The sequence below is a fragment of the Thalassobacillus sp. C254 genome (assembly GCF_001310615.1).
On sequence record NZ_BAXQ01000003.1, the window covers coordinates 210741 to 235355 of the forward strand.

Here is a 24615-nt window from a genome sequence, read left to right on the forward strand (position 1 = left end):
CATCTGGTAAATCAACATTCGAGTTTCCTTGACAGATGAAACCGAAAACGTATCAGCCAGCTGTAAAACCTCTTTTTCATACTGATTAAGCTTTTTTCTAATTGCCCGATATCTTCTTTTTTTTGAGCCAGGGAACGACTCTTGTTTTGCAGTTCTTTTATCCGGTAAAACAATTTCTCAGCTAACCTGATATTCAGGTAATCTGGGAAACCATACTCTTCTTTCCAATAAACAAACTCGGTCTCTTTTTGAAGGCGAGTGCGGGAAAATTCTTCTTTCTTTTCATGAAGCTCCTGAAAAGTCTTTTCTTCTTTTTCTTTTTTCCATTGCAATTGCTCCAACTGCCTTTTTAAAAAATCATCATCCTCTATTCTTCTTCTTGCATCCATGCTGTTGTCATAATTTACAGAGCCTTGAGTTCCGTTTTTATTTGCTCCTTGTGTTCTTACCAGCCATAAGTAACCTGCTAACGCCAAGGCAAAGAATAACACCCCGAGAAAGGGAGAAGCTGTAAAGACCTGCCAACTTCCTAGGAATACGAAGCTTATTATAAATAACGATACTGCAAAGACAGAAGAAGAGGTATTCTTGTCTTCTCGTTTAGCTTGTACCTTTTCTTGTACATTTGCTCTTTCCTCATAAGAGAGCAGCCTCCTATTCGCTTCTGTTGCTTCTTCTTCTGCCAGTCTGACTTTCTCTTCCTGAAGGGAAAGTTGTTCTTGAAAAAGCGTTCACGATCAAGTGCCTGCCTTACGGCTTCTGTAATGGTTACCAGTTCCTGCTCTGCTGCAACTGAGGTATCTGGATAAAAAACGTCTTCAGGTCTTTCGCTTTTCCAGCCCGCATCTCTTGCCAGCGATAAAATTTCCTCTTTTTCTTTTTCCGCTTCTTTTTTTATCCCGGCGATTTCTTCTTTTTGTCGTTCATGAACTCCAAGGCGGTCTTTTAGAGCATAAAAATGTAATTGGTTTTTCAATACTGTTTCATTTATCTTAATGGAAGAGATATCCTCTTCAAGCTCTGTCATCTTATATGTTTCTGTTTCAATACTTTCAGAAAGCTCCTTTTCTGCTCTCTGTAAACGCTCTAGTTCTTTCTCAGCACTCACTGAAAACAAACTGTACTCTTTTAATTCTTGTCCTCTTTTTTCAAGATGTCCATTTCTTCTACCAATGTTTCTAAGGCAAGAAGACGTTTTTGTTCTTTCTATTTCCCTAGCTGTTTTTTCTTTTTTCTTTTGCAGCAGCTGAACTTCTTCTTGTAAAGATTTATGTTCCTCCTGAAGTTTATCATATTCAGAAAAGTAAGCTTCCCATTGGAGTAAAGCCTTCTTTTTCTCTTGTAAATCATTGATCCCCTTATTAAGAGAAGGATTTTGGCCTCTGGGCTTAAACAGTTCATCAAGCTTTTGTTTATATTCCTTTTCAATATAAGAAACCTGTCTGGTTCCAGTCATTCCTGCTTCATACAGGTAGTTGCTCAATGTCTTACCGCTTGCCTGCTGTATATGATAAAGGCCCTCAAGGCCAAAGCTGTAAATGGCTTTATATAAAGAACGGTCCATTTGATGCAAAAAGGCATTCAGCCATTCTTCCCCTTCGGTTGTACCGTCCTCCAGAAAAACACTTACATCTCCTGTTGCTTTTTTTCCTTTTACACGCTGTATTTTCACCTTATTACCATCTTTTGAGATAAGAGTAATAATACCTCCATATGCAGAAGAAGATCGAGGTTCTAAGCGCTGCTCTTTTTCCTTTTTTGTAGGAAATCCGAATAATACAGCTTGAATGAATGCCATTATCGTAGACTTTCCAGCTTCATTTTTCCCATAAATCACTTGAAAGTGATCATCCGAAAAAGATAGAGAAAAATCCTGAAACTGACCGAAGCCAAATATATAAATTTCCTTTATTCTCATCAGCATTACTCCTTCATCCAAGCATCACCAAGCAATTTTTCTGCTTTTTCAATGATTTCCCTGCTTTCATCTCTATCAGGCTTCGTAATAAACTTTCTTGCCTTGGGGTGGGAAAAGAGCTCCTCCCATTCTTCCCATATAGATTCAGGGTCATTTTTGAAGACTTCTCCAGCTTTAAAAACGTCACCTAGAAAATGACCTTCCCTTGCCAATGCTGCTTTGTCCCATTCGAGGTTTGTCTCGTTTTCTACAGCAATGACTTGTATAAAAGGTTTATCAGTCTCTCCAAGAGTATTTATAACATCTTTCATTTCCTCTACAACTTGTTCTTCTGATAAATGTGATGAGAGAGCTCCCGTGCCTGTTAAACAAAGTGACACAAGGTAAACTTTCACTTCTTCCAAAACATTCATCTTCATTTTTTCCCAAAACTTATTAATCAGCTCATCTACGCTTTTACAGTCAGTCACAGAGAGCGTTATATTAACAAATTGTACAGGAGCGGAGGAACAAAAGGTTACCACAGGATCCTGGGATTCTTTAAGTTCTACATATAAATACCCTTTTTGTCCTGTTTCTTTCTTGTTTCTTCCTTGAATATTGCCCGGGTAATGAATGGAGGGATGAAGAGACTGCCTGGTGTGAATATGTCCTAACGCCCAGTAATCCATTCCTTTCTCTGATAATTCTTTTACAGTAAAAGGTGCGTAAGGAGCATGACTATCCAGCGACCTTTCCTGTCCATGTAGAATGCCAATATGAAAGCAGGGTTCGTCTTGCTTCTTATAGGAAGCAGCCAGGTTTTCAGTTACAGCCTTTTTGGGATAACTGCAACCGTACAAATTAGCAACAGGAAATTTATCTTTCTCCACTGTCATAGCTGTACTTGCTGTAGGAAAAACATAGACATTGTCAGGCCAGGTGACAGGAGCAAAGCGGCTGTCCAAAGGATCATGGTTCCCAAAAACGATGTACACCTTTATGTCAGCCTCCTTTAGCTTTAAAAACTCCTCTCTCAGCCAAAGCTGTCCCTTGACACTTCTGTTTCATCATCAAATAAATCGCCTGCTAAAATGACAAAATCAACCTTCCTGTCAATTGCATCACGAACCATCCTCGTTATTGACTGATGAATGCACTCCCTAATAATATCTTTTATATAATCGCTTCCATGAATTTGGGCAGAAATAGGACTGCCTATATGTAAATCTGCAGCATGAATAAATTTCAATTCTTTCATAAGTTGATACACCTGCTTTTTATATCCTTTTTTCTCCATTATATCAAAAAGGGAGCATTTGTTCTTACATATAATAGTTCCTTCTATGTTTACATTTTTCAGCAAAAAATAAAAGAAGGCACTAAGAAAGTGCCTTCGTGTCTTACCAGTATCCAAACCCAGGTAGTGCAGAAAGAGCGACAAGAGCTGCTAATGGAAGAATAAGCCGTTGGAAGCGGCGCGGACGCGGGAAGAATGGTGGACGACCATACCATCCGTATGGATATCCTCCAAAACCATAACCTCCTCCATAGGGCCTATAAATTGTCTTTGTTCTTCAGCCCCTGGGCTCGCATTTCTTGTACCGCAGCCGCATCCTGATCCTGCCGGCTGCTGCATCATATGTGTCGGCATATGCTGTGTCGGCATGTGCTGTGTCGGCATGTGCTGTCCCGGCTGCATGCCACCATAAGGCATCATCTGCTGATGCATCTCTGGCATCATGTGAGGCTGATGCATCATTTGCTGCATATGCATCATATCTGTTTCATCGTATTCAGGTACAGACAGATAAACATTTTCATCATCTACATTCTCAATAATCCCGTTGAACATTTGATGATCAGCGGTTTGCAGAGCTACATGCTGGCCAATGTGCTGCTGACAAAGCTGTTTCATATCCCCCATGGCGTGATGGGAACCAGGGTTATTATTCCAATTATTGTCCCAGCCATTGTCGTTCCAGTTATTATTGTTCCAGTTATTGTTGTTCCAGTTATTCATGATAAAAGCCTACCCCCTTTTACACGAGTATCCTATTCAGGGAGCAGGCTTAGTGTGTTAATTATTTTGTTTTTAACACGAGGTACGTTTGTGTAATCATAAATAAACTTCCTGCGAACCAGTACAGTGAAAGGCAGAAGGCAGGGCAAACCCGACACCAATAAGCATCACAGGCATTAAATACATGGCAGGTTTCATATTAGCAGGCATTTCATTCATTCCGAGCTTTGTCTGCATAAACATTGCAGCACCTGCCAGAAAAGGCATGATATAAAAAGGATCAGGCTGACCAAGGTTCATCCACAAAAACGAGTGTGAAGAAATCTCCTCTGTCCTCATAATAGCAAAGTAAAAGGCCATCAGAATTGGAAGCTGTACCATAATGGGGAGACAGCCCGCAGCCGGATTGATTCCATTGCTTTGATAAAGACCCAGCATCTCTCGCTGATACTTTTGCATTTCTTTTTCTTTCTTTAGATCATACTTATCTTTAAGTCGCTCCATTTCAGGCTTTAAGTCTCTCATCGCCTTCGCGCTCTTTTGCTGCTTTAAAAACAAAGGAAGGAGCAGAATTCTAATAAAGATAGTCATTAGAATAATAGCCGCACCGTAGCTTCCATTTAAAAGGTTGGCAACAGCAATAAGCATCCAGGAAAGAGGAAAGACAAAGTAATGATTCCAGACCCCTTCACTTTCCATTGTGATAGGAGATTTGTCCATTCCGCAGCCTGCTGCCAAAACAGAAAGTAAAGCAAGCAAAACAATAAAGATTAGCGTTTTTTATTCAATTATTATTTCCTCCCTATAATCGTATTTTTAAAATACAAATAGGGAGGTGTCTTCGTCATCCTTATTTTCGTCTGCTCCGGGAATTTTCCTGCGCTGCATAATAAAGGTAAGACGCCTTGCTGTTCGCTGAGCAGGAAGCGTTTCTTTTTCAGATACGGAATGGGAGACAGGACGTTTATGGAACGAAAAAGCTGCGCCTAGTACTTGAACTGCTATCCAGCCGGAAATCATAAGCACGGATAGGGTAAAAATAATTTCAAGCCAGCTTATATCAAGTAATAACTCCAGCATTTTCCTGTCCCCCCTTTCGCTATTTATTCTTCCTAATAGACAAGGTTTTACACCGGCCTGTGCTTGCCATCCAATTCACTAACGTCCTTCATTATATCCGCTCTACAGGACATTCATAATCAAAACAGCTATTTTTAAGGCAGAAAACTTGAAAATAGTTTCATTACGGTTTGTTCAGACTTATCTACTGCAACAACGTTTTCGCTATAGTTGTCTGCGTATTCCAGCACCTCATCGACATACCAGTCTGCCCGATTGTAAGCAAAGACAGCATTTTCATAGTTCCCTTCTGCAGCTCCATTAGCAGCAAGGAATTTAGCTGCAGAAAATACTGCGTCCTCAATGTCCCATGGATCAGCTTTCCCATTACCGGATGCATCGACGCCGTATCCGCCATACTCATTAATCACGTCCGGATCGGTCATTTCATCTTCGGCTATTTCAGCATCCCCTAAGCCTCCGGCACAACCTGGGTAGTTCCAGCCTACAAATGTACAAGGCATAAACTGCATATGACCGATTGCCCCTGCAGGGCTCACCATGTTATCCATAGTGGAAAACACGGTTTCTATTCTATGAATGGAAGCTAATAGATTCCAAGGAACTCCGTATTCCTCCTCCGCTTCTTTATACACAGGTATATATTCCTCAGGTATTTCATTTTTTCCAAAATAAGTCATAGACCCGCCTTTAAAGCCTCTGAATGAGTCTTTGTTTTCTATATAAAAACCCCAACCCAGCGCCAGTACAGCTATGCAGAGAACTGCCGGGACGATAATCAGTCTTTTTTTCTTTTTTCTTATTTTTTGCCATCAGACACCTCCGGCACCCTATTCAAAGGCACCCCATTTACGATTCTATGATCTTATTATACTTCACTAGAGAAAAAAACAAAGAGATAAAATAGGCTATTTTCGAAACATTTCTTTCCTTTTTTCATTGCTGCACCAGGACTTTGAGCCGAATTTAAAAAGGAAGAGCACACGCTCCTCCTTTTATTACAAAATCATTACAATCTCTCTTGGTGCCAGGCACCCTTTATTTTAGCTTGAATGCTTTTCTTAGTTCTTTCAGGGAACGAGAGGTGCCATACATCAAGACTCCCCCTCTGTATACACGAGCACCGACCCAGGCAAAGAAAGCGATAGCAGCCAGCATCAATACGATAGAAAGAGCGACTTCCCATACCGGCACCTCCAGCATTCCCACTCGCAAAAACATAATCATTGGTGTAAAAAACGGGATAAAAGAGGTAACCGTGATAATTGGCGATTCCGGCTGCTCAACCCAAACATTGCTATGAAAAAAGCTGATATGACAAGCATGTTCACAGGTGTAATAGAGGCGTTGACATCCTCTATGCGGCTTACAATTGAGCCGAGCATGGCTGATAGGGTGGCGTATAACAAATATCCAAGAAAAAAGAAGACAAAAGCATATAAGAGTAATACAAGAGAAAGATCAGTAGCTTCAAAGAACGGCAGGCCTCCAGCTGGCTCTTGAACGTCTGCTGGCTGCTGAGCCGGCTGACCCTGAAAGGACCAGAGCCCTATTAAGAAAATCAAGAAAAACTGCGTTAATCCTAACAGGCCGATGCCTGCTATTTTACCGAACATCTGTTTCACCGGAGAAGCGCTGGAAATTAGTATTTCCATAACGCGAGACGATTTTTCCGTGGCCACTTCCATTGCTATTAAGCTCCCTAAAAACAAGACAGAAAAGTAAATGACAAATAGAAGAATATAAACGAGAAAACGAGCTTGATTTAATTCCGCTTCAGACCTTGCTCCTTCATCTAACGCGGTTCTTTCAAACGACACAGGAGCGTAAATCGCTTCCACCGTTTCCTGATCAAGATCTAAAGTAGCAGTCATATGCTCTATTTTCACCTGCTGGAGAGCCTGCTCAAGCTGCAGCGGCAAGCTTTGTTCTGCGACAGTCGGTGCATAGTATTCACCGCCTGGAACCTCCCCATTTTCATAATCTAAAATCAGCAGGCCGTTAAAATCTCCTCGTTCCACAGCTTCTAACGCCGCTTCTTCATTTTCACCTACATCAACCAGGATAATATTGTCGTATAATTGCTGAACATGATAGTCTGCCGCTTCAAACAAATGGTTTGTTTCATCAATCACGGCTACCTCTGCAGCCGGTTCATCATCCGATTCAAAAAGTGCTATAATCCGATCTATGTTCATAAACCCGAACACAAATAACAGGGTAATCAGAGTAGTAACAATAAATGCCCTTGATTTTAGTTTTGACAAGTACGTATGGAACATAATGATAAAGAATTTATTCATAAGACTTACCTGCCTGTTCAATGAAAATATCATTTAAGGACGGATCTTCCAAAGAAAACCTGCGGACAAAACCTCTTCCCTGCAACGATGAAAATATATGATGAGCTGTTTCTTCCGAGCTGATTTGCAGTAGCACCCCTTCTGCTTTTGGCTGGTATTTCACGACTCCTTCTACATTTTCTAAATACCTTGTGTCAAAATCTGCATGAATAAGTAAATTCATTTTGCCAAAGGAGCGTTTTATCTCTGTCAGTTTTCCATAAACGACAGGGCTTCCTTGCTGAAGTATGCAAAGGTGCTGACATAGCTCTTCTACATGCTCCATTCTATGACTTGAAAATACAATCGTGGTTCCTGTTCTCTTTATATCTAGTACGGCTTCTTTGAGCATTTCCACATTTACAGGGTCCAGCCCGCTAAAAGGCTCATCCAAGATCAGAACTTCTGGTCTATGTAAAATAGAGGCTATAAATTGTATCTTTTGTTGATTTCCTTTTCGAAAGCTCTTCTACCTTCTTTTTTTCATAATGAGCTACTTCAAAACGCTTCAGCCATTTCCTCATTTCCGGAATAATGTCAGCCTTTTTCATCCCTCTTAACCTGCCTAAGTATACAAGCTGGTCTACCACTTTTACTTTAGGATATAATCCTCTCTCTTCGGGCAGATAACCTATTCTGTGACTTTCTTTGTAGCCAAGTGGTTTCCCATTCCAAAGAATGTTTCCTTTTGTAGGGTCAAGAAGCCCAATAATCATGCGAAAGGTTGTGGTCTTTCCAGCACCATTTGAACCAAGCATTCCAAACATCTCTCCACTTGGTATCTCAAGGTGTAAGTTATTTACAGCAGTATGCCCGCCAAACTTTTTTGTAACTCCTTTAAGTTCTAATGACATAGTTGTCCTCCTAAGACATATAACAAGTTTCAAGATACATTATGATACCACAAGCTGCTTATTCGAGAACAGAAGTCCTTACTGTTTCCTAGTATAACAGCTATGAGCCACGACCATTTATTTTGTGGCGGTGTTAATTTCTTTCTTCTATCTTGCCATTTTAAAAAGGTTTCTTTACAATAAAAATATGAATGGTTATTCAGTCATGTGAGGGGGAGATCTAATGAAGGATTATTTTCTGACGGTCTTTGATAAAAGCGGAGAAATGCTCTTGAATGAAAGTTTTCAGTTCAAATCCGATGATGAAGCTATTACTCATGGAAGAAAGCGTTTAGAGGAAGAAAACTATGAAAAAACAACACAACCGAATGACCCGTTCTGGAAAATTACTTATTTTTCAGCGTTAGAATTAAAAAAGGGGCTTTGTCCCTTCAGGTTGCTAAGTAATTAAATACTGATTAAAAAATTTTTGGATGTAAAAAAATTGGAGCAAAGCCCCACCTAACAAGAATGAGGCAGGAACAAAACCCAGCCAGAGAGAAGAGCCCTCACCATTGGTGAAAGCTCTTTCTTTATTTTCAATACTCTATTGGCTGAATGTTTAAAGGTAACACTCGCACACTAGGCAAAAACGTCCGAGTGTGAACTGTGTTTCTAGTGGGGGAATCTTATTTAATACCACATATTCATCTGCAGCATCTAAGTAACAATAGTAATATCGTGTAAAAATGGCTGTTCAAAAAGCCTGCGGGGAACCACATCCCTCTTTACTTTGTGGATGCGGCTGAGTCATTGATTTGAAACAGCTCTTCTAGCTGTTTAATTTTTTTATTTGTATAGTCTTCATATCCATTATTATAACTGACAGGGTCTTTGGGATTGGCAAACCGGGTTATTTTTCCGGTTCCAGGCTCCACCCATTTGCTGGCTGCCCCGCACCCCAGCCCGATAATCGTCTGCACTTCTTCCATAATAATAATATTATAGAGGCTTTCTTTCCCTCTAAAGGAGTACCCCACGTTCTCTAAATTTCCAAGGATGTTTTTCTGCCGGTATAGATAATAAGGGACATACTCATTTTCCTTTGTCCATTTTGAGGTCATATCCATCATTTGTCCAATTTCTTTACGGCCAGCCACTTTATATTTATTTTTTTGCTTTGTCATGGCAGAAGCTCGTTTAAAAGAAAGTGTATGAACTGTGAGAGATTCAGGCTTTAACTTTTCCGTTTCCTGCAAAGAATACTCCATTTCTGAAACTCCCTCTCCCGGAAGCCCTATGATTAAATCCATATTAATATTTTGCAGTCCCATATCGCGTGCAAGCTTGTATTTTGTCACAGTTTCTTCCACAGAATGGTGGCGTCCGATTGCTTTAAGAGTCGTATCCTCAAAAGACTGAGGATTAATGCTGATGCGATCGATATTCCACTTCTTTAGTACTTCAATTTTTTCCGGGGTAATTGTATCAGGCCTGCCGGCTTCTACAGTAACTTCCCTTACCTTCTCCATTCCAGAAAAAACCTTGTACATATGACTGTATAACTTGTCCATTTCTTCTGCTGAAATGCTTGTAGGGGTCCCCCCGCCAAAATAAACAGTCGTTACGGGAATGTTATGTTCTTTAAGCCATTTTCCTGTTTGTTCCATTTCATAATGAAGACCTTCAAGGAAGGTTTCCACTGACCCGTTTCTACCGTTTATAGCATAGGCTGGAAACGTGCAATAGGCACATTTCGTAGGACAGAAAGGAATACCGATATAAATGCTTACACCTCTGTCAAGCTCATATAAATCAGGGAGGACACTGTGCTGGCGCTCAACAATCTCCGCTAAAAGATCAAGTTTTTCGTCTGAAAGGAGATAGTCTGTTTTTAAATATGAATGGATTTGGGTGGTTGTCCATCCTTCCCGGATAAGCTTGTGATAAAGCTTTGTAGGCCTGATGCCCGTCAAGGTGCCCCAGGGCTGTACGGTACCGGTATACTCGGATAAAAGCTTCACCATAATGTGACTTACAGCTTGTTTTGCTTTCTTTTTTCTATCCTTGTCACTTTCACCAGAAAACGTTTCCTTCCAAAAGTCTGCTTTTTTAGTGCCGTCTTTTTTGTCCTGTAACTGTCCTTCTGTATAATAGGCGGTTTGTTTATCTGCTTGGATAATATGAATAAAGAGATCCCACTGATCGGTTTCTCCAATTATGATTGTGCTTTCTTCATAATAAAGATTGGCAATATGCTGAAGGGTTTGATGCATATTTTCTTCTACTCCGGTGACCTTTATAATCATCGCTAAAATCCCTTCCTCTTCTAAAATCACGTTAAGTTTACAGAATTGCCTTCGCTCAGTCAACTGTATCTTAGCCTTTTCTCCTTATTTGCCGTTCTTGAGTTTCTTTTCTTTACCAAACCAAAAAAGGGCACCTGCCGGCCCTTTAAGGTTGATCTACTTTCATTTGTTTTCTAAATACCTCTTTTATCATATAAGGAACGCCATTCTGGTTATTCGAACGGGTAATCCAATTTGCTTCAGCTTTTACTTCTTCCGGCGATTGTCCCATGGCCACTCCCAGACCCGTCATTTTAAGAGAAGGAATATCATCCGGCTTTGAACCAACCATGACTACCTCTTCAGACTGAATACCCAATTCTCTGATCAAGAAAGCCAAGGCATTTTCTTTTGAAGCCTCTTCCCTGCATATTTCCAATTCCTGTTCCTTCCTCCGTACCTTGATTCCGGGGATGGAATGATTCAAATCTTCAAAAGCCTCTTTGCTTTCCTCTCTGCTTTCAAAATTGCCTTTTATTTTTAAGGCACCAATCTGATGGTCAAAGATATGACCTGTTAAATTATCTACATATGTTTTAGGATAGAACAAAGACTCGCTAAGGCCTACAGACATTTTTCCTAATAAATTCTTGGACTGCTGATGTCTGTTTGCCAGCTCAAACCTTTCATTTTCTACTTGTACCTGACAGGAAAACCTTTCAAGAATTTCAACCACATCATAAGTCAGGTCTGGGTTCATTCTGGCTTCATAAATTGGCTTTTCCACATGGCCCGCAATAAATGCACCGCCATGGGAAATAATCTCATGCTCCATCTTTAGCAGTTTAGCTACCTTTTTCGCTCCATGATGTGTTCGGTTGGTAATAAGAGTGACATAGACGCCTTTATTTCGTACGAAGTCAATAGCCTCTTTGGTTTCTTTCGCCATTCTGCCATTTGACCTTAAGACTGCCCCATCAATGCTTAAAGCTAATAAACGATAGGTCACTGCTGCATTCCCTCCCTTGTCGTTCACCTTTTCTTCTACACTTTATGTAGGACAGGATGCAAATAGAACGAAAAAGTCAGGACGTCCTCCAACCATAAAAAAACCCTGCTCTTTTGAGCAGGGGTATTACTTTTACTGTTCTTCCGGCTTGCCGTAAAGTTCTTCTAATGGTTCAGTAATAATTTTGTTAACATCGCCAATCACTGTGCTCATACGTTGTTCTTCTTCCATCAATTTTGAAATCGTCTCATGCTGCTGTACCATTTCAAATTGCTTTTGAGCCTGTGTGATTTCCTCTTCTGTTGGCTGCTGGCCTTGCATTTGCTTTTGTTGAAGCTCTAATTGAAGCTGGCGGAAATTATCGAGCATACGCTTTGCCACGTCGTCATTTTCCACTTTTTCATGAAGGTCCTTCAAATTAGAAAATTCATCGCTCTCACGCAATGTGCGTGCTAGTTCATGTGCCTTATCATATACATTGGACATAGTTTATAGTCCTCCTTTAATGAGTCTTTTACGAGGATAACATGAAGAAGGGTTAAAAATCACCAATAAACAACGATTTATGCGAAAAAAGTTACGATAATACCTTGAATAAAGCCGACAAATCCTCCTAGAAGTGCTCCAAGGTAAGTAATCATTTTAAATTCTCGGCGTGAGATCGTAAGGACCATGCTTTCGAGTCGCTGCACAGAAAATGCTTCAACCTGTAGTCTGATCACTTCAGCTAAATTTAAACGCTGTAAAAATCCACTTAGCCTCGAAGCAAGAAAGGACTGGGCTTCTGTCACCATATAAGGAACCCCTTCATAGAGTACTTTTTCCTCATATTGCATTACCCACTCATTTAAAGGAGCGTCAAGCCAGTCATATACAGGGACCTTTTGTACCACCCACTCTGTAACTTTCCCGGCACTTTTTTCTTTGTCAATCCAAGTTTCAACCTTAGAAACTGGAAGTTCTTTCAATTGGTCCCATTCTTTATAAATCAACTGCTCAATAAAACGTCTTGAAGCAGGATCTTTAAAAAATTTCACAATTTCAGGCTGAAGTTTAGCTACTATTTTATCATTTCCAAACATTGTCCCTAAAAAATTAAACATTGAACCTTTTCCCGCGAAGAATTTCTCAAGAAGAACATGAAGCTGATCTTTGCCTTCCTGGCTGGAAAAATACTGAGCTCCTCGTTTCGTAACCCATTCTCCTATAAGGGGTGCTAAGTCATCTCCTCTTTTAATACTTCTAACGGTGCGACATCTTTAATTTTTTGTATCTGTTTTCCTCAAAGAACTTACCAATCGACTCTTTTATAAAGTCATGAGTCGTTTGTTCAGCCCACTCTCTTGGATTTCGCTCAAATTTCTCAATCATAAATCCAGAAATCGATTGCTCGGTTCTAAGGAGCTTAGACGTTTCATCCTGAGCCCACTTGGTCATTTCTTCTTTGAAAAAAGGGTCGTTAATTTTCCCCTGAATTCCTTCAGGAGTTAACAAATGAGTAACGACTAAGTGCCCAAGCTGTTCAGCCAATTCTTTTCTTCTCTTTGGAATCAGGCCGGGAGTAAAGGGCACCCTCCACTTTCCGATATATTTTGGGCTGTAAGGCCGGAATAACATTTTTATCGCTAATGAGTTCGTCATGCCGCCAATTAATGCCCCTATGATAATCATCAGCAAAAATAAAAAAATAACTTCCATTTATGTGCTCTCCTTTTTGACAACCTCACACTTTTTGAACGTGGAACATACAATACTGTATCAACTCCTATGTTTTACCGCAAGCATGGCCGCCTACCTTTCCCTGGGAGAAAACGAAAGGAGTAAGCTTCATGATAATTCTCTCCCTTCACCAAAACAATTGGCGCAAATACCGGAAGAAAGCCTTAAAACTCATTAAAAAGACAGGAAACAAAAAAGAAAGACAAGTATTTTCTGCGATAAATGAAGAAGACATCAATTCAGGTTCAGTAAAAATTGAAGCTGTGTTATGGGATGAAAAATAATTGCACTATCTATTATTTTTCCAAGGATTCAGGCCTGGTGGACGTTTATTGATCCAGATTATTATTTTACCTCTATTTCGTATTTTGTAAAAAGCAAGCAGCCAATAGTTACACACTGGCACCAAAAGGTTTGGTTTATACCCAACTGGTCTTCCTAGCGTTTCGTCCAAAGAAACGCTTTTCTTACGAAAACGCTGTCATTTGTGCTAAAATATATACTAACTGATAATGCACTTGAAGGGGCGAACTGCATGATTTCTCATTTTCAATGGAAAGAGCTGCGCAACAATTTAGTTAGAAGAGAATGGGCCTTTTCTTTCTATTATAAAGGTACTTTTTATAAAGGCACGTATTATAAAGACGGCACAATTGAATGGACACTAAAAAGAACCTGCAAACGAGAAAGAAAAAGTCGAACAACAAATTCATGACCTTATGCTGTATCACATTTACGAAGACCATAACCCCATTTCTTAAAATATAAACATAATTACCTCCCTGTCTGACATACTAAGCCTATCTAATTCTAGGGGGCTTTTTTATGGACAAAAAACAAAAAGGGCAAGTACAAGGAAAAAACTATTCTATAGATGTTGACCGAATGATTAGTGAGGGCATGGCAGGAGGAGTAGTAAAGACGGACCACGACTTCCCGCAAATTGAAGGGGCTCGTGAATTAGACAAAGAAGAGAAACCTGGTGAAAATTAATCTCATACTGCAGAAAGGCCAGAGTTATTCTTGAGGGCCTTCTCCGGTTTGAAAGAAGTCGGGAGAGCATTCAGCTCGTTTTTTCATAGGAATTGTTGCAGCAGGTGCTTCCAAGCTACCTGCTTTTAGTGCTGAGACCGCTCACACAACGAGGCAGAGAAGAGCAAAGCCAGTCCCCTTAACATAACCTACTACTCCAATCTTCATTAAAACTTCCAAAGAAACAGGCTGCTGAGAATTCTTTCTCAACAGCCTGTTTCCAGCAAAAGTCGCTTTTATTTTTCTTTTATATAAATAATGGTTTCACGTTTACATTCAGGGCAAAAAACAAGGTGAGGACAAATATGATTCACTAGATCATCCTTGATCCCATCTGATTTTTTTTGCATGTCAATATCTTCATATGGACTGTAATCGTCAAAACGGTCTATCACTTTGCCAATATCGTCCATTACATGAAAACAGCTCGGGCAATTTATTTTTTCTAAAGGTTTTAATCCGTTGCACACAGGACATAATGACATAAGAAAAGAATGGCAAACAGCAAAATGATCAAAAGAAGAGACAGCTAATGCTGTCTCTCTCTAGCCATATTATTTAATTATTGCTGTTGGAAGCCGCCCATTTGCTGTTCAGCCATTTGAACAAGACGCTTAGTGATTTCTCCCCCAACAGAACCGTTTGCACGAGAAGTTGAGTCAGCTCCAAGATCTACTCCAAATTCTTGAGCAATCTCATACTTCATTTGATCTAGAGCCTGCTGTACTCCAGGTACAAGTAACTGGTTAGAGTTGCCGTTGTTGTTGCTTGCCATGGTTGTCACCTCCTCTTTCTTTGTACTCCTAGTTTGCATCGAAATTGCAACTCTATTCTTACCAATTTCAGTCAAATCGTCCAAAATAAAAAACCTCCGTTAAGGGAGGCTTTTATAATTGTTTCCCAAGTTTTCTTATCTCCTCTACTGCTGATGGATTCTCAAGTGAAGATAAGTCTCCTGCTTCTTTATTTAGAAATGCAGCCTTAATCGCTCGACGCATCACTTTGGCATTTCTTGTTTTGGGAAGGTCACTGACAGAGAATATTAATTTAGGGCGCAGTGCTTTTCCAAGCTTCTCTCCGGCTAAAGCCACCAATTCTTTTGAAAGTTCATTAGTAAGCTCAGTTCCTTTTGTTAACACTACAAAGCAGACAGCGGATTCTCCCTTCATATCATCAGGTATGCCGATTGTGCCCGCTTCCACTACTGCCGGATGATCTACAAGCACTGATTCCATTTCAGCCGGACCAAGCCGTTTCCCGGCTACATTTAAAATATCATCCGAACGCCCAGTAATGGTCCAAAATCCTTCTTTGTCTTTCATTACCCAATCACCATGTACCCAGACATCCTCCCATCTGGACCAGTATGTGTCTTCATAACGCTGCGGCTCTTTCCAAAAGCCTTGCGTCATTCCGACCCATGGCTTTGTCAACACCAATTCTCCGACTTCTTCGGCTACGGGCTGTCCTTTTTCATCATATACATAGGCAGCCATTCCCGGAAGAGCAGAATTAAAGGTCACAGGACCAATAGGCTTAATGAGAACGTTCCCTAAAATGCCTCCTGAAATTTCAGTTCCGCCGGAATAGTTAAATATAGGGATTTGCTTCTTTCCGACCTTTTCAAAGAGCCATGTCCAGGGTTCAGGATTCCAAGGTTCACCGGTAGAACCAATCACGCGAAGGGTTGCTAAGCTGTGCTTGCTAACCCACTCTTCCCCTAACTTCATAAAAGAACGAATTAACGTGGGAGAGATACCTAGATGTGTAACTGAGTGATCCGCCACCAATTTCCATAAACGGTCAGGCTCGGGGAAATCTGGCGTTCCTTCATACATAACCATGGAAGCACCATTGATTAAAGCTCCATATACAAGAAAAGGCCCCATCATCCAACCCATATCGGTAAACCAGAAAAGTGTTTCTTTTTTCTTCAGGTCCATTCCGATTCCAGCATCAAAAGCTGCTTTAACCGGAAACCCAGAATGAGTATGGACGGCTCCCTTTGGTTTACCTGTTGTACCTGAGGTATATAAAATCATTAGTGGATCTGAGCTTTCCATTCTTACTGTTTCGGTAATGGGAGGAGCTTTTAGCATGTCTCCCCACTCAACATCCTGATCCATATTCCAATTTACGTCACGGTTTAATCTCTTTATAACAATTACCTTTTCCACTGACGGGCATAATTCCACTGCTTTATCGGCTTCCTCCTTCATAGGAACCTCTTTGCCCCTGCGTAGAAAACCATCAGCAGTGATCAGGAATTTAGATTCGGCCGCATTCATGCGAATGGCTACTGCATCAGCCCCATATCCCGAAAAAGTTGGTGAATAAATTCCCCCCAGTTTTGATATAGCCATCATGCGATAACTGTTTCTGGAACCATCGGCATGTATATGGACACTATATCGCCTTTTTTCAGTCCAAGATTACGAAGGCCCCCGGCAGCACGAGCCACTTCCTCCGCTAATTCTTTGTAAGTATAATTTATGACTTCCCCAGTTTCACTTTCCCATATTAAGGCTTTTTGCCCTGCCATATCAGGATCCTTAGCCCATTTTTCGATGGAGAGGTGAACAGCGTTCACTTCTCCATCAACAAACCACCGAGGCCACTTGGTTCCTTTTGAATCATCCAGAACCTTTGAATACTTAGAATACCAGTCTAAATCCAATGCCTTTTCTGCTTCTCCCCAAAACCAGCTGACATTATCAGTAGAATCTTTTAGGAATGTGTCATAATCTTCATATCCTAATTTTTTTATCCATTGATACAACCGCGTTGCTTCTATTTGAGATTTTTCCGGGAACCACACTGCGTCTGAAGACATGGATTCACTCTCCCTTCTTATACCGGATACACTGGATGCTTTCTCTCTGAAAATACCATATACTTACTCATATATGCTTCAAGGCGAACGGAAAGCTCTTGGCGCAAATCATTTCCGCGAACAATATCATCAATCACCATCTCTGAAGCAAGTCGGTAAATATCGATATTTTCCTTGTATTCTTTTCGTTTTTCTTCAATAAAAGCTGGTCTTTCTTCTTCTGGCAGCTCAGCAATCTTATTTGCGTACACAGCATTCACTGCAGCTTCAGGTCCCATTACTGCAATTTGCGCACTAGGGAGTGCCAGGCAGCAATCAGGTTCAAATGCGGGACCGGCCATTGCATATAACCCAGCTCCGTATGCTTTTCTCACTACAACAGACATCTTTGGCACAGTTGCCGAAGACATTGCTGCAATCATTTTTGCTCCGTGCCTGATTATTCCAGCTTTTTCTACTCTCGTTCCAATCATGAATCCAGGAATATCAGCCAAAAATAATAATGGAATATTAAAGGCATCACACAATGTAATAAAACGTGCTGCTTTATCGGCTGAATCATGGAATAAAACGCCGCCTTTTGCTCGAGGCTGATTAGCAATAATCCCCACAGCCTGGCCTTGCAGTCTGGCAAATCCTGTGATCAATTCAGGAGCAAACAGCTTTTTCATCTCAAAGAAGCTGTCTTTGTCAATTACCTGCTCAATAAACGTATACATGTCAAAGGGTGCATTTTGGTTGGCAGGTATTAGTTCCTCAATTGTTTTTTCAAACGTCTCTGGTTCAAGGGGGAGGTTCTCCGGAGGCAGCTCACGGTAATTGGCCGGGAAGTATGAGAGGTATTCCCTTGCCTTTTGAATTGCCTCTTTTTCATCGCCAGCAAGAATATCTCCGCAGCCCGAGACGGAGCAATGCATTTTTGCCCCACCCATTTCCTCAAGTGAAACTTTTTCTCCTATAACCATTTCAGCCATCCGAGGAGAACCTAAATACATTGAAGCATTTCCGTCAACCATAATTACTACATCACAAAAGGAAGGGATGTAAGCACCTCCTGCTGCCGAAGGTCCAAATAAGAGACAGACTTGTGGCACCCTTCCCGAAAGCTTCACCTGGTTATAAAAAATTCTGCCGGCTCCTCTTCGTCCTGGAAACATTTCAACCTGATCTGTAATTCGAGCTCCAGCTGAATCGACAAGATAAAGCATGGGGACGGCAAGCTTGTCTGCCGTTTCTTGTATTCGTATAATTTTTTCCACTGTTCTAGCTCCCCAGGATCCAGCTTTAATCGTCGAGTCGTTTGCCATAAAGCATACTGTCTGCCCATTCACTTTGCCGGTCCCGGTTACCACTCCATCTGCTGGAAGCCCCTCGGCATTACAATTTGCAAACTTTCCGTCTTCAAATTTCACTCCATCGTCAAACAGAAGCTCAAGACGCTTCCTGACAAACATCTTTCCTTTTCCTTCATTACTAACATGGTATTTTGGTGCACCGCCTTTTTCTATCTTTTCCATTCGATCCTTCAATTCCGCTTCCCAAGTCATAATCCTTCCTCCCCTATTTCCCAGAGTATTGTGGCTTGCGCTTTTCCTTGAACGCTTGCAGTCCTTCCAACCTGTCTTTTGTTGGGATGATTACCTCGTAACACTTTTCTTCTAAAGTAAGCCCTGTATTAAGGTCCGTTTCAAGGCCTGCATTTACAGCTTTTTTTGCCTGCTTTAAGGCCACCGGGCCATTCTCTGCTATTTTCCCCGCTATCTCTTGAGCTACAGATAGGACTTCTGCAGATTGGGCACTGCAGGATACCAAACCTATTTGCTCTGCTTCCCGCCCTGAAATTTTTTTGGAAGTAAAAATTAGTTCTTTAGCTTTTTCCGCTCCTATCAACCTTGGAAGTCTTTGGGTCCCACCGGCCCCTGGAATAATCGCAAGGGAAGTTTCGGGCAACCCGTATTTTCCGTCTTCTGCTGCCACTCGAATATCACAAGCGAGCGCCAGTTCCAGTCCTCCTCCCAAAGCACTGCCGTTCATGGCAGCAATCACTGGCTGTGGAAGCTTTTCTACAGCCTCGACTGTTTTCCGGATAAGAGCGACCGTCTTTTTGACTTGCACTGGATCCATACCCGCTCTTTCCTTTAAGTCAGCGCCTGCACAAAAGACCTTGTCTCCCGCTCCAGTAATAATAAGAGTACGGACTGAATCATCAAATGAGAGATCCTGAAAATAATGATTCAGTTCTTGAAGCATTTGCAAAGAGAGTGCATTAGCTGCCCTTGGGCGGTTCAGTGTAATGATTGCTACATTGCCCTTCTTTTCTAAGGCCACCTGGTTTTCCATTTTTCTAACCTCCTTAAGTCAATGGCTTTCTTCTCCTTTTCTTGCCTGCAGGACCCTGCTCGGCAAATTTTTTCCTAATTTTTCTTCAATAAACAAGGAAGCATGGAGAAGCTTATCCTCCTCTACTCCTGTCTCAATTCCCATCCCATGAAGCATATATAATAAATCTTCAGTAGAGACATTTCCTGAAGCACCTGGTGCATAAGGACAGCCTCCAAGACCTCCGCAGGCACTGTCAAAAGTAGTAATTCCTGCCTGTAATGAGGCCAGTACATTAGCAAGAGCAGTACCACGGGTATCGTGGAAGTGCATGGCCAGCTTATCTTTAGGAAGGTTTGCAACCAGGTGACCTAAGACATCCTGAACCTGCTTAGGATTAGCTACACCAATTGTGTCACCAAGAGACAGCTCTTCAATTCCCATGTCAAACAGAGTATGAGCCACTTTTAATACTTGTTCTGTTTCAACCATTCCTTCATATGGCATCCAAACACCGTCGAAAGGTAGCCTCTTACAGACTTTCCTGCACGCTCTCCTTCTTTTACGACTTCTTGTAATACCGTAAATGTTTCGTCTATGGATTTATTGATGTTTTTCCTGTTATGGGTTTCGCTGGCTGACATAAAAATTGAAATTTCATCAATATTTGTTTCAAGCGCCCCTTCCAGTCCTTTCATATTTGGTACCAGCGCAGCATAGGTAACTTCTTTCTTTCTCTTAATGCCTTTTGCCACTTCTTTTGCATCGGCTAATGCTGGTACCCACTTTGGATGTACAAATGAAGAAATCTCTATATAAGATAGCCCGCTTTCTGTCAATTGATTGATCCATGAAATCTTATCTTCAGTGTTAACAAAAGAAGATTCATTTTGCAGGCCGTCTCTTGGTCCGACTTCTTTTATTTGAACCTTTTCAGACAACATCCTCACCTCCTCTTTCTCTTTTGTCTAATCAAATATCAGGAGGTCTTCGCCTTCATTAACAAAGTCTCCTTCCTGCTTAAGGATAGTCTTCACACTTCCTCCCTGTTCAGCCGTTACCGGGATCTCCATTTTCATAGATTCCAAGATCATAATATCCTCACCCGCGTTAACTATATCTCCTTCTTTCACTAAAATCTTCCAAATATTCCCTGCCATATTTGCCGAAATCTTACTCATCACAAGCCTCCTGAACTTTTATTGTTTAGTTCGAGCAGAAACACCCTTTGTTTCCGCTCGAACTGAGCTCTCTGTTATACCGAAGGTGCTCGCAGCACATCTTGAATAAAAGCGGTTGTTGCTTCTCCTTTTATAAATGATGGATGTTTCACTACCTCTAAAAGCATGGAAATGTTTGTTTTGATTCCTTCTATGCGGTAATTTTCCAAGGCTTTTTGAAGTTGTTCCATCGCTTCATCTCTATTTGTACCGGTAACAATTAACTTTGCAAGCATTGGATCATAAAAAGGAGTCACTACTGAACCCTCGCTCACTCCGCATTCGTGCCTTACAGCTTTTCCTGAAGGCATTTCAAAGACTGTGATTGTTCCAGGGGATGGGAAAAATGTCTTTGGATCTTCAGCGTATATCCTTACTTCTATCGCATGGCCACTTAAGCTGATTTCCTGTTGGGTTAAAGGAAGCGGCTGTCCAGCTGCTACTGCTAGCTGCCATTCAACAAGATCAGTTCCAGTTACTTCTTCGGTTACTGGGTGCTCTACTTGCAATCGAGTATTCATCTCTAAAAAATAGAAGTTCTTTTCCTCATCTACTAAAAACTCAATAGTACCTGCGTTCTGATATCCCAGTGCTTTCGCAGCTTTCACTGCTGTTTCTCCCATCTCTTTTCTTAAGGAATCACTGACAAAAGGAGATGGAGATTCTTCGACGACTTTTTGGTTTCTCCTTTGCACAGAACAATCCCTTTCACCTAAATGAACGCAGTTTCCATGTTTATCGGCAAACACTTGAATTTCAATGTGCCGTGGATTTTCTACAACTTTTTCCAAATACATGGCTCCATTGCCGAAGAAACTTATAGCCCTTTTTTGGTTTCCTTCATATATCTTTCGCAGTTCTTCTTCTGTCTCAGCTCTCTGCATCCCTATTCCACCGCCTCCAGCCGAGGCTTTGAGCATGACAGGGTAACCAATTCTTTTCGCTGTTTCAGCAGCCTCATCTACATTCTCAATCGGGCTGCTCACACCTGGTACCACCGGGACTCCTGCTTTTTCCATTTCAAGGCGAGCTTCGATTTTACTTCCCATTTTTTCCATTACCTCAGGAGTCGGGCCAATAAATGTAATGCCTTCGGCTTCGCATTTGCGGGCAAAATCACCGTTTTCTGAAAGGAGGCCGTATCCCGGGTGAATCGCATCCACTCCAGAATCCTTGGCCGCTTGAAGGATAGCATCTATATTCAAATAGCTTTCATTCACTTTTGGAGGGCCGATGAAATGAGATTCATCAGCCATCCCTGCATGAAGAGCATTCTTGTCTGCTTCTGAATAAACGGAAACCGTTTTAATCCCTAAATTCCGGCACGTTCTTATCACCCGGCAGGCAATTTCTCCACGATTTGCAATCAGTACTTTTTTGAACATACAGCCACCTCTATTCCTCTTTAGATTTCAAATGATGACAACGCTTTCAAAATCATTATCAGCTAGACGTAGAAAATGTGTCTTTTGCCTGTTCCCTCAGTTTAAACTTTTGAATTTTTCCTGATGCAGTCATTGGATATTCATCAACAAATGTAATGTAGCGAGGGATTTTAAAACGTGAAATTTGTCCTTCACAATAATTACGTATTTCTTCAGGAGTGCAGCTTTCTCCTTCTTTTAATCTAATCCATGCTGATACTTCTTCTCCGTATTTCTGATCAGGTATTCCTACAACCTGCACGTCTAACACTTTAGGGTGCTGGTATAAAAACTCTTCTATTTCTCGTGGGTAAATGTTTTCACCACCGCGAATAATCATATCTTTTAATCTTCCTGTAATCCGGCAGTATCCATGTTCGTCCATCACTGCAAGGTCCCCGGTGTGAAGCCACCCGTCTTCTGTCAGCACTTCTTTTGTGGCTGCTTGATTATTATAATAGCCCTTCATAACATGGTAGCCCCTCGTGCACAATTCTCCTTGTGTACCTGTCTCCACTTCCTTGTCCGTCCCAGGCTCGACTATTTTCACCTCGACATTCGGCAAGGCTCTTCCTACTGTTTCAACCTTTCGTTCAATAGAGTCATCTACTCTTGTCTGGGTTATCACAGGGGAAGATTCAGTCTGACCATAAGCAATGGTTATTTCTTCTGCTCCCATTTTGTTCATTACATTCCTCATTACTTCTATAGGGCAGTTTGTTCCTGCCATAATACCCGTTCTCAGACTTGAAAGGTTATACTTATTAAAGTTTGGATGATTCAGCTCAGCTATGAACATTGTCGGCACACCGTGCAGAGCTGTGCACTTTTCCTGTTCTACCGCCTGGAGAACTTTTTCAGGATCAAACTCCTCTACTGGAACCATGGTTGCCCTGTGGTTACACAAGCCATTGTACCTAGAACACACCCAAAGCAGTGAAAGAAAGGGACCGGGATACATAATCTGTCTTTACTTGATAGATTCATACATTCACCAATGTTAAGACCATTGTTTGTTATATTATAATGAGTCAGCATGACCCCTTTTGGAAAGCCAGTGGTCCCTGATGTATACTGCATGTTAATCACATCATGGGGATCCAGACTTGCCAGCCTTTTATCGAGGGCTTCGTCTGTTACTTGATCGCCTTTTTCCATAACATCCTGCCATGTATACATTCCAGGCAGCCGCTCTTCCCCAAGAAATATGACATTTTTCAAATAAGGAAGTGTTTCAGACTTTAGGTTTCCAGGCTCTGCATTTTTAAGTTCAGGCACAATTTCATAAAGCATTTCCACATAGGAAGATCCTTTAAAGCTTTCTTGAAGAATGACAGTTGAGGATTCTGATTGCTTTAATAAATATTCCAGCTCTGATGTCCGGTAATTTGTGTTAACCGTAACAAGAACCCCTCCCATTTTCCCTGTGGAAAATTGAGAAATGAGCCACTCTGGTTTGTTTGTGCCCCAAATTGCCATGTGGTCTCCTTTTTCAATTCCAAGGCTCATAAACCCTTTTGCAGCCTGGCGGCACACTTCTTCAAATTGAGCATACGTATAACGGAGGTCTCTGTCAGGATAAACGACGGCCTCAACTTCCGGCTGTGTCTTTGAGACATTCTTTAAAAGCTCCCCCACCGTCACGTTAAGAATATCTGCCATGGTTCTTCCCCCTTATTAATAAAGTTAGAATTAACAGCCAAGTTCCCTGGCAATAACAAGACGCTGAACTTCAGAAGTTCCTTCTCCGATTTCCATAAGCTTGGTATCGCGAAGCATGCGCTCAACTTCATACTCTCTCATGTATCCATAACCGCCATGGATTTGTATCGCTTGATTACACGCTCTCGTGGACATTTCCGAAGCAAACAGCTTTGCAAAGGATGCTTCTTTTTTGAATGGTTTGCTTGATCCTTCAGCCAGGCAGCTTTTAACACCATTGTCCGTGCCAGATCAATTTCCATCGCCATATCTGCAAGCTTAAATTGAATTGCCTGGAAGCTGGAAATCGTTTTGCCGAACTGCTTTCTTTCTTTTGAATATTGAAGAGCTCTTTCGAATGCTCCTTGTGCAATACCTACTGCTAAAGCAGCAATAGAGATTCTTCCACCGTCAAGGGTATATAAAAATTGCTTAAAGCCGCCTTTCGGGTCTCCTAAGATATTTTCCTTTGGTACTCTTACATCCTCAAGAATTAACTCTGATGTATTAGAACCTCTCACGCCCATTTTTTCGTAAGGACTTGTAATGGTAAAACCTTCAGCATCAGTTGGAACAATAAAAGCTGAAATAATATTTTTTCCTCTTTCATCTTTGCCTGTCACCGCAGTCACCGTTACTGTTCTTGCATACTGGGCATTAGTTATCCAGCATTTTTCACCGTTAATTACATATTCGTCTCCATCAAGAACTGCTCTTGTCTGGGTTCCGCCGGCATCTGAACCAGCGTTCGGTTCAGTTAGACCAAAAGAAGCTAATGATTTACCAGAAGCTAAAGGAATTAGATGTTCCTGCTTTTGTTGTTCAGTCCCAAAATAATAGAGGGGACTTGCTCCCAGAGATACAGCTGCAGCATAACTCAATCCTGTGCTTCCGC

The 24615-nt window shown here is 41.3% G+C and carries 24 protein-coding genes and 6 pseudogenes; 4 read left to right on the forward strand and 26 right to left on the reverse strand.

What is annotated here, in order from left to right; all coding sequences use genetic code 11:
- Nucleotides 1–11: 11 nt before the first annotated feature.
- The 11 genes and pseudogenes from JCM19033_RS23190 to JCM19033_RS05660 form a co-directional block, all read right to left on the reverse strand.
- A complete protein-coding gene (locus tag JCM19033_RS23190) occupies nt 12–476 on the reverse strand; it encodes a hypothetical protein (RefSeq protein WP_157049748.1) in 465 nt (154 codons plus the stop codon).
- Between the two features lie 71 nt (nt 477–547).
- Nucleotides 548–1939, reverse strand: coding sequence for an AAA family ATPase (locus JCM19033_RS23195; RefSeq protein WP_198153412.1), 1392 nt, complete (start codon nt 1937–1939; stop codon nt 548–550).
- Entirely contained in the window at nt 1924–2895 is a 972-nt protein-coding gene (locus JCM19033_RS05625) for a hypothetical protein (protein WP_054635577.1), read from the reverse strand. Before JCM19033_RS05625 ends, JCM19033_RS23195 begins: the two co-directional genes overlap by 16 nt.
- A 38-nt stretch (nt 2896–2933) precedes the next feature.
- Nucleotides 2934–3158, reverse strand: a complete 225-nt coding sequence (locus JCM19033_RS05630) for a metallophosphoesterase (protein WP_198153413.1) — start codon at nt 3156–3158, stop codon at nt 2934–2936.
- Nucleotides 3159–3347: 189 nt separating this feature from the next.
- Nucleotides 3348–3920: a hypothetical protein gene (locus tag JCM19033_RS05635; RefSeq protein ID WP_054635579.1), complete on the reverse strand. Its 573-nt coding sequence runs from the start codon at nt 3918–3920 to the stop codon at nt 3348–3350.
- 96 nt (nt 3921–4016) lie between these two features.
- The gene (gene yidC, locus JCM19033_RS05640; RefSeq protein WP_269757979.1) at nt 4017–4640 is read right to left on the reverse strand and encodes a membrane protein insertase YidC; all 624 of its coding nucleotides are present in this window, start codon (nt 4638–4640) and stop codon (nt 4017–4019) included.
- Between the two features lie 96 nt (nt 4641–4736).
- Nucleotides 4737–5000, reverse strand: a complete 264-nt coding sequence (locus JCM19033_RS05645; protein ID WP_054635580.1) for a hypothetical protein — start codon at nt 4998–5000, stop codon at nt 4737–4739.
- A 134-nt stretch (nt 5001–5134) separates the two neighbouring features.
- Nucleotides 5135–5680, reverse strand: a complete 546-nt coding sequence (locus JCM19033_RS05650) for a lytic transglycosylase domain-containing protein (RefSeq protein WP_157049751.1) — start codon at nt 5678–5680, stop codon at nt 5135–5137.
- A 358-nt stretch (nt 5681–6038) separates the two neighbouring features.
- Nucleotides 6039–6221, reverse strand: coding sequence for a hypothetical protein (locus JCM19033_RS27190; protein WP_374701194.1), 183 nt, complete (start codon nt 6219–6221; stop codon nt 6039–6041).
- A 2-nt stretch (nt 6222–6223) separates the two neighbouring features.
- Nucleotides 6224–7303, reverse strand: coding sequence for an ABC transporter permease (locus tag JCM19033_RS05655; protein ID WP_306301241.1), 1080 nt, complete (start codon nt 7301–7303; stop codon nt 6224–6226).
- Nucleotides 7296–8196 (reverse strand): annotated as a pseudogene (locus JCM19033_RS05660) (ABC transporter ATP-binding protein). Before JCM19033_RS05660 ends, JCM19033_RS05655 begins: the two are co-directional and overlap by 8 nt.
- Before the next feature lie 223 nt (nt 8197–8419).
- On the opposite strand from JCM19033_RS05660, the gene JCM19033_RS05665 reads away from it, so the two are divergent.
- Nucleotides 8420–8647, forward strand: coding sequence for a YhzD family protein (locus JCM19033_RS05665; RefSeq protein WP_054635581.1), 228 nt, complete (start codon nt 8420–8422; stop codon nt 8645–8647).
- Nucleotides 8648–8963: 316 nt separating this feature from the next.
- Here the strand turns inward: JCM19033_RS05665 and JCM19033_RS05670 are convergent, their stop codons facing one another.
- From JCM19033_RS05670 to JCM19033_RS05690, 5 genes are all read right to left on the reverse strand, one after another.
- A complete protein-coding gene (locus JCM19033_RS05670) occupies nt 8964–10484 on the reverse strand; it encodes a coproporphyrinogen III oxidase (RefSeq protein ID WP_054635640.1) in 1521 nt (506 codons plus the stop codon).
- Nucleotides 10485–10629: 145 nt separating this feature from the next.
- Entirely contained in the window at nt 10630–11499 is an 870-nt protein-coding gene (locus JCM19033_RS05675; RefSeq protein WP_198153414.1) for an HAD hydrolase family protein, read from the reverse strand.
- Nucleotides 11500–11604: 105 nt separating this feature from the next.
- Nucleotides 11605–11958, reverse strand: a complete 354-nt coding sequence (locus tag JCM19033_RS05680) for a YlbF family regulator (RefSeq protein WP_054635583.1) — start codon at nt 11956–11958, stop codon at nt 11605–11607.
- Nucleotides 11959–12035: 77 nt separating this feature from the next.
- Nucleotides 12036–12710 carry a DUF445 family protein gene (locus tag JCM19033_RS05685; protein WP_083465281.1) on the reverse strand — a complete coding sequence of 225 codons (675 nt, stop codon included), beginning with the start codon at nt 12708–12710 and terminating at the stop codon, nt 12036–12038.
- A 4-nt stretch (nt 12711–12714) separates the two neighbouring features.
- Nucleotides 12715–13170, reverse strand: a complete 456-nt coding sequence (locus JCM19033_RS05690) for a DUF445 domain-containing protein (RefSeq protein WP_054635585.1) — start codon at nt 13168–13170, stop codon at nt 12715–12717.
- 131 nt (nt 13171–13301) lie between these two features.
- Between JCM19033_RS05690 and JCM19033_RS23200 the strand changes: the two genes are divergently transcribed.
- From JCM19033_RS23200 to JCM19033_RS24090, 3 genes and pseudogenes are all read left to right on the forward strand, one after another.
- Complete coding sequence (locus JCM19033_RS23200; protein WP_157049752.1) at nt 13302–13475, forward strand: hypothetical protein; 174 nt, start codon at nt 13302–13304, stop codon at nt 13473–13475.
- A 251-nt stretch (nt 13476–13726) separates the two neighbouring features.
- Nucleotides 13727–13952 (forward strand): annotated as a pseudogene (locus JCM19033_RS24085) (YheE family protein).
- A 64-nt stretch (nt 13953–14016) separates the two neighbouring features.
- A complete protein-coding gene (locus JCM19033_RS24090; RefSeq protein ID WP_198153415.1) occupies nt 14017–14184 on the forward strand; it encodes a hypothetical protein in 168 nt (55 codons plus the stop codon).
- Nucleotides 14185–14459: 275 nt separating this feature from the next.
- Here the strand turns inward: JCM19033_RS24090 and JCM19033_RS05700 are convergent, their stop codons facing one another.
- From JCM19033_RS05700 to JCM19033_RS05745, 10 genes and pseudogenes are all read right to left on the reverse strand, one after another.
- Nucleotides 14460–14636, reverse strand: coding sequence for a hypothetical protein (locus JCM19033_RS05700; RefSeq protein WP_269757980.1), 177 nt, complete (start codon nt 14634–14636; stop codon nt 14460–14462).
- 149 nt (nt 14637–14785) lie between these two features.
- Nucleotides 14786–14998, reverse strand: a complete 213-nt coding sequence (locus tag JCM19033_RS05705; protein ID WP_054635587.1) for an alpha/beta-type small acid-soluble spore protein — start codon at nt 14996–14998, stop codon at nt 14786–14788.
- A 112-nt stretch (nt 14999–15110) separates the two neighbouring features.
- A pseudogene (locus tag JCM19033_RS05710) lies at nt 15111–17056 on the reverse strand (AMP-binding protein).
- Nucleotides 17057–17073: 17 nt separating this feature from the next.
- Entirely contained in the window at nt 17074–18603 is a 1530-nt protein-coding gene (locus JCM19033_RS05715; RefSeq protein WP_054635588.1) for an acyl-CoA carboxylase subunit beta, read from the reverse strand.
- 13 nt (nt 18604–18616) lie between these two features.
- On the reverse strand, nt 18617–19396 hold the full coding sequence (locus tag JCM19033_RS05720) for an enoyl-CoA hydratase (protein WP_054635589.1): 780 nt from the start codon (nt 19394–19396) through the stop codon (nt 18617–18619).
- An 18-nt stretch (nt 19397–19414) separates the two neighbouring features.
- Nucleotides 19415–20319: pseudogene (locus tag JCM19033_RS05725) on the reverse strand (hydroxymethylglutaryl-CoA lyase).
- A 24-nt stretch (nt 20320–20343) separates the two neighbouring features.
- Nucleotides 20344–20556 (reverse strand): acetyl-CoA carboxylase biotin carboxyl carrier protein subunit, encoded by a 213-nt coding sequence (locus JCM19033_RS05730; RefSeq protein WP_054635590.1) that lies wholly within the window; start codon nt 20554–20556, stop codon nt 20344–20346.
- Between the two features lie 74 nt (nt 20557–20630).
- On the reverse strand, nt 20631–21980 hold the full coding sequence (locus JCM19033_RS05735) for an acetyl/propionyl/methylcrotonyl-CoA carboxylase subunit alpha (protein ID WP_054635591.1): 1350 nt from the start codon (nt 21978–21980) through the stop codon (nt 20631–20633).
- A gap of 58 nt (nt 21981–22038) precedes the next feature.
- A pseudogene (locus JCM19033_RS05740) lies at nt 22039–23681 on the reverse strand (AMP-binding protein).
- Between the two features lie 30 nt (nt 23682–23711).
- Nucleotides 23712–24601, reverse strand: a pseudogene (locus tag JCM19033_RS05745) (acyl-CoA dehydrogenase family protein).
- Between the last annotated feature and the right edge of the window lie 14 nt (nt 24602–24615).

Bases quoted from the DNA above. Each gene is read 5' to 3' on its own strand.
- JCM19033_RS05630 (WP_198153413.1), bottom strand. From the start codon at position 3,158: ATGAAAGAATTGAAATTTATTCATGCTGCAGATTTACATATAGGCAGT.
- JCM19033_RS05635 (WP_054635579.1), bottom strand. From the start codon at position 3,920: ATGAATAACTGGAACAACAATAACTGGAACAATAATAACTGGAACGAC.
- yidC (WP_269757979.1), bottom strand. From the start codon at position 4,640: ATGGACAAATCTCCTATCACAATGGAAAGTGAAGGGGTCTGGAATCAT.
- JCM19033_RS05645 (WP_054635580.1), bottom strand. From the start codon at position 5,000: ATGCTGGAGTTATTACTTGATATAAGCTGGCTTGAAATTATTTTTACC.
- JCM19033_RS05650 (WP_157049751.1), bottom strand. From the start codon at position 5,680: ATGACTTATTTTGGAAAAAATGAAATACCTGAGGAATATATACCTGTG.
- JCM19033_RS27190 (WP_374701194.1), bottom strand. From the start codon at position 6,221: ATGTTTTTGCGAGTGGGAATGCTGGAGGTGCCGGTATGGGAAGTCGCT.
- JCM19033_RS05655 (WP_306301241.1), bottom strand. From the start codon at position 7,303: ATGAATAAATTCTTTATCATTATGTTCCATACGTACTTGTCAAAACTA.
- JCM19033_RS05665 (WP_054635581.1), top strand. From the start codon at position 8,420: ATGAAGGATTATTTTCTGACGGTCTTTGATAAAAGCGGAGAAATGCTC.
- JCM19033_RS05670 (WP_054635640.1), bottom strand. From the start codon at position 10,484: ATGATTATAAAGGTCACCGGAGTAGAAGAAAATATGCATCAAACCCTT.
- JCM19033_RS05680 (WP_054635583.1), bottom strand. From the start codon at position 11,958: ATGTCCAATGTATATGATAAGGCACATGAACTAGCACGCACATTGCGT.
- JCM19033_RS05690 (WP_054635585.1), bottom strand. From the start codon at position 13,170: ATGGAAGTTATTTTTTTATTTTTGCTGATGATTATCATAGGGGCATTA.
- JCM19033_RS23200 (WP_157049752.1), top strand. From the start codon at position 13,302: ATGATAATTCTCTCCCTTCACCAAAACAATTGGCGCAAATACCGGAAG.
- JCM19033_RS24090 (WP_198153415.1), top strand. From the start codon at position 14,017: ATGGACAAAAAACAAAAAGGGCAAGTACAAGGAAAAAACTATTCTATA.
- JCM19033_RS05700 (WP_269757980.1), bottom strand. From the start codon at position 14,636: ATGGACGATATTGGCAAAGTGATAGACCGTTTTGACGATTACAGTCCA.
- JCM19033_RS05705 (WP_054635587.1), bottom strand. From the start codon at position 14,998: ATGGCAAGCAACAACAACGGCAACTCTAACCAGTTACTTGTACCTGGA.
- JCM19033_RS05715 (WP_054635588.1), bottom strand. From the start codon at position 18,603: ATGACTTGGGAAGCGGAATTGAAGGATCGAATGGAAAAGATAGAAAAA.
- JCM19033_RS05720 (WP_054635589.1), bottom strand. From the start codon at position 19,396: ATGGAAAACCAGGTGGCCTTAGAAAAGAAGGGCAATGTAGCAATCATT.
- JCM19033_RS05730 (WP_054635590.1), bottom strand. From the start codon at position 20,556: ATGAGTAAGATTTCGGCAAATATGGCAGGGAATATTTGGAAGATTTTA.
- JCM19033_RS05735 (WP_054635591.1), bottom strand. From the start codon at position 21,980: ATGTTCAAAAAAGTACTGATTGCAAATCGTGGAGAAATTGCCTGCCGG.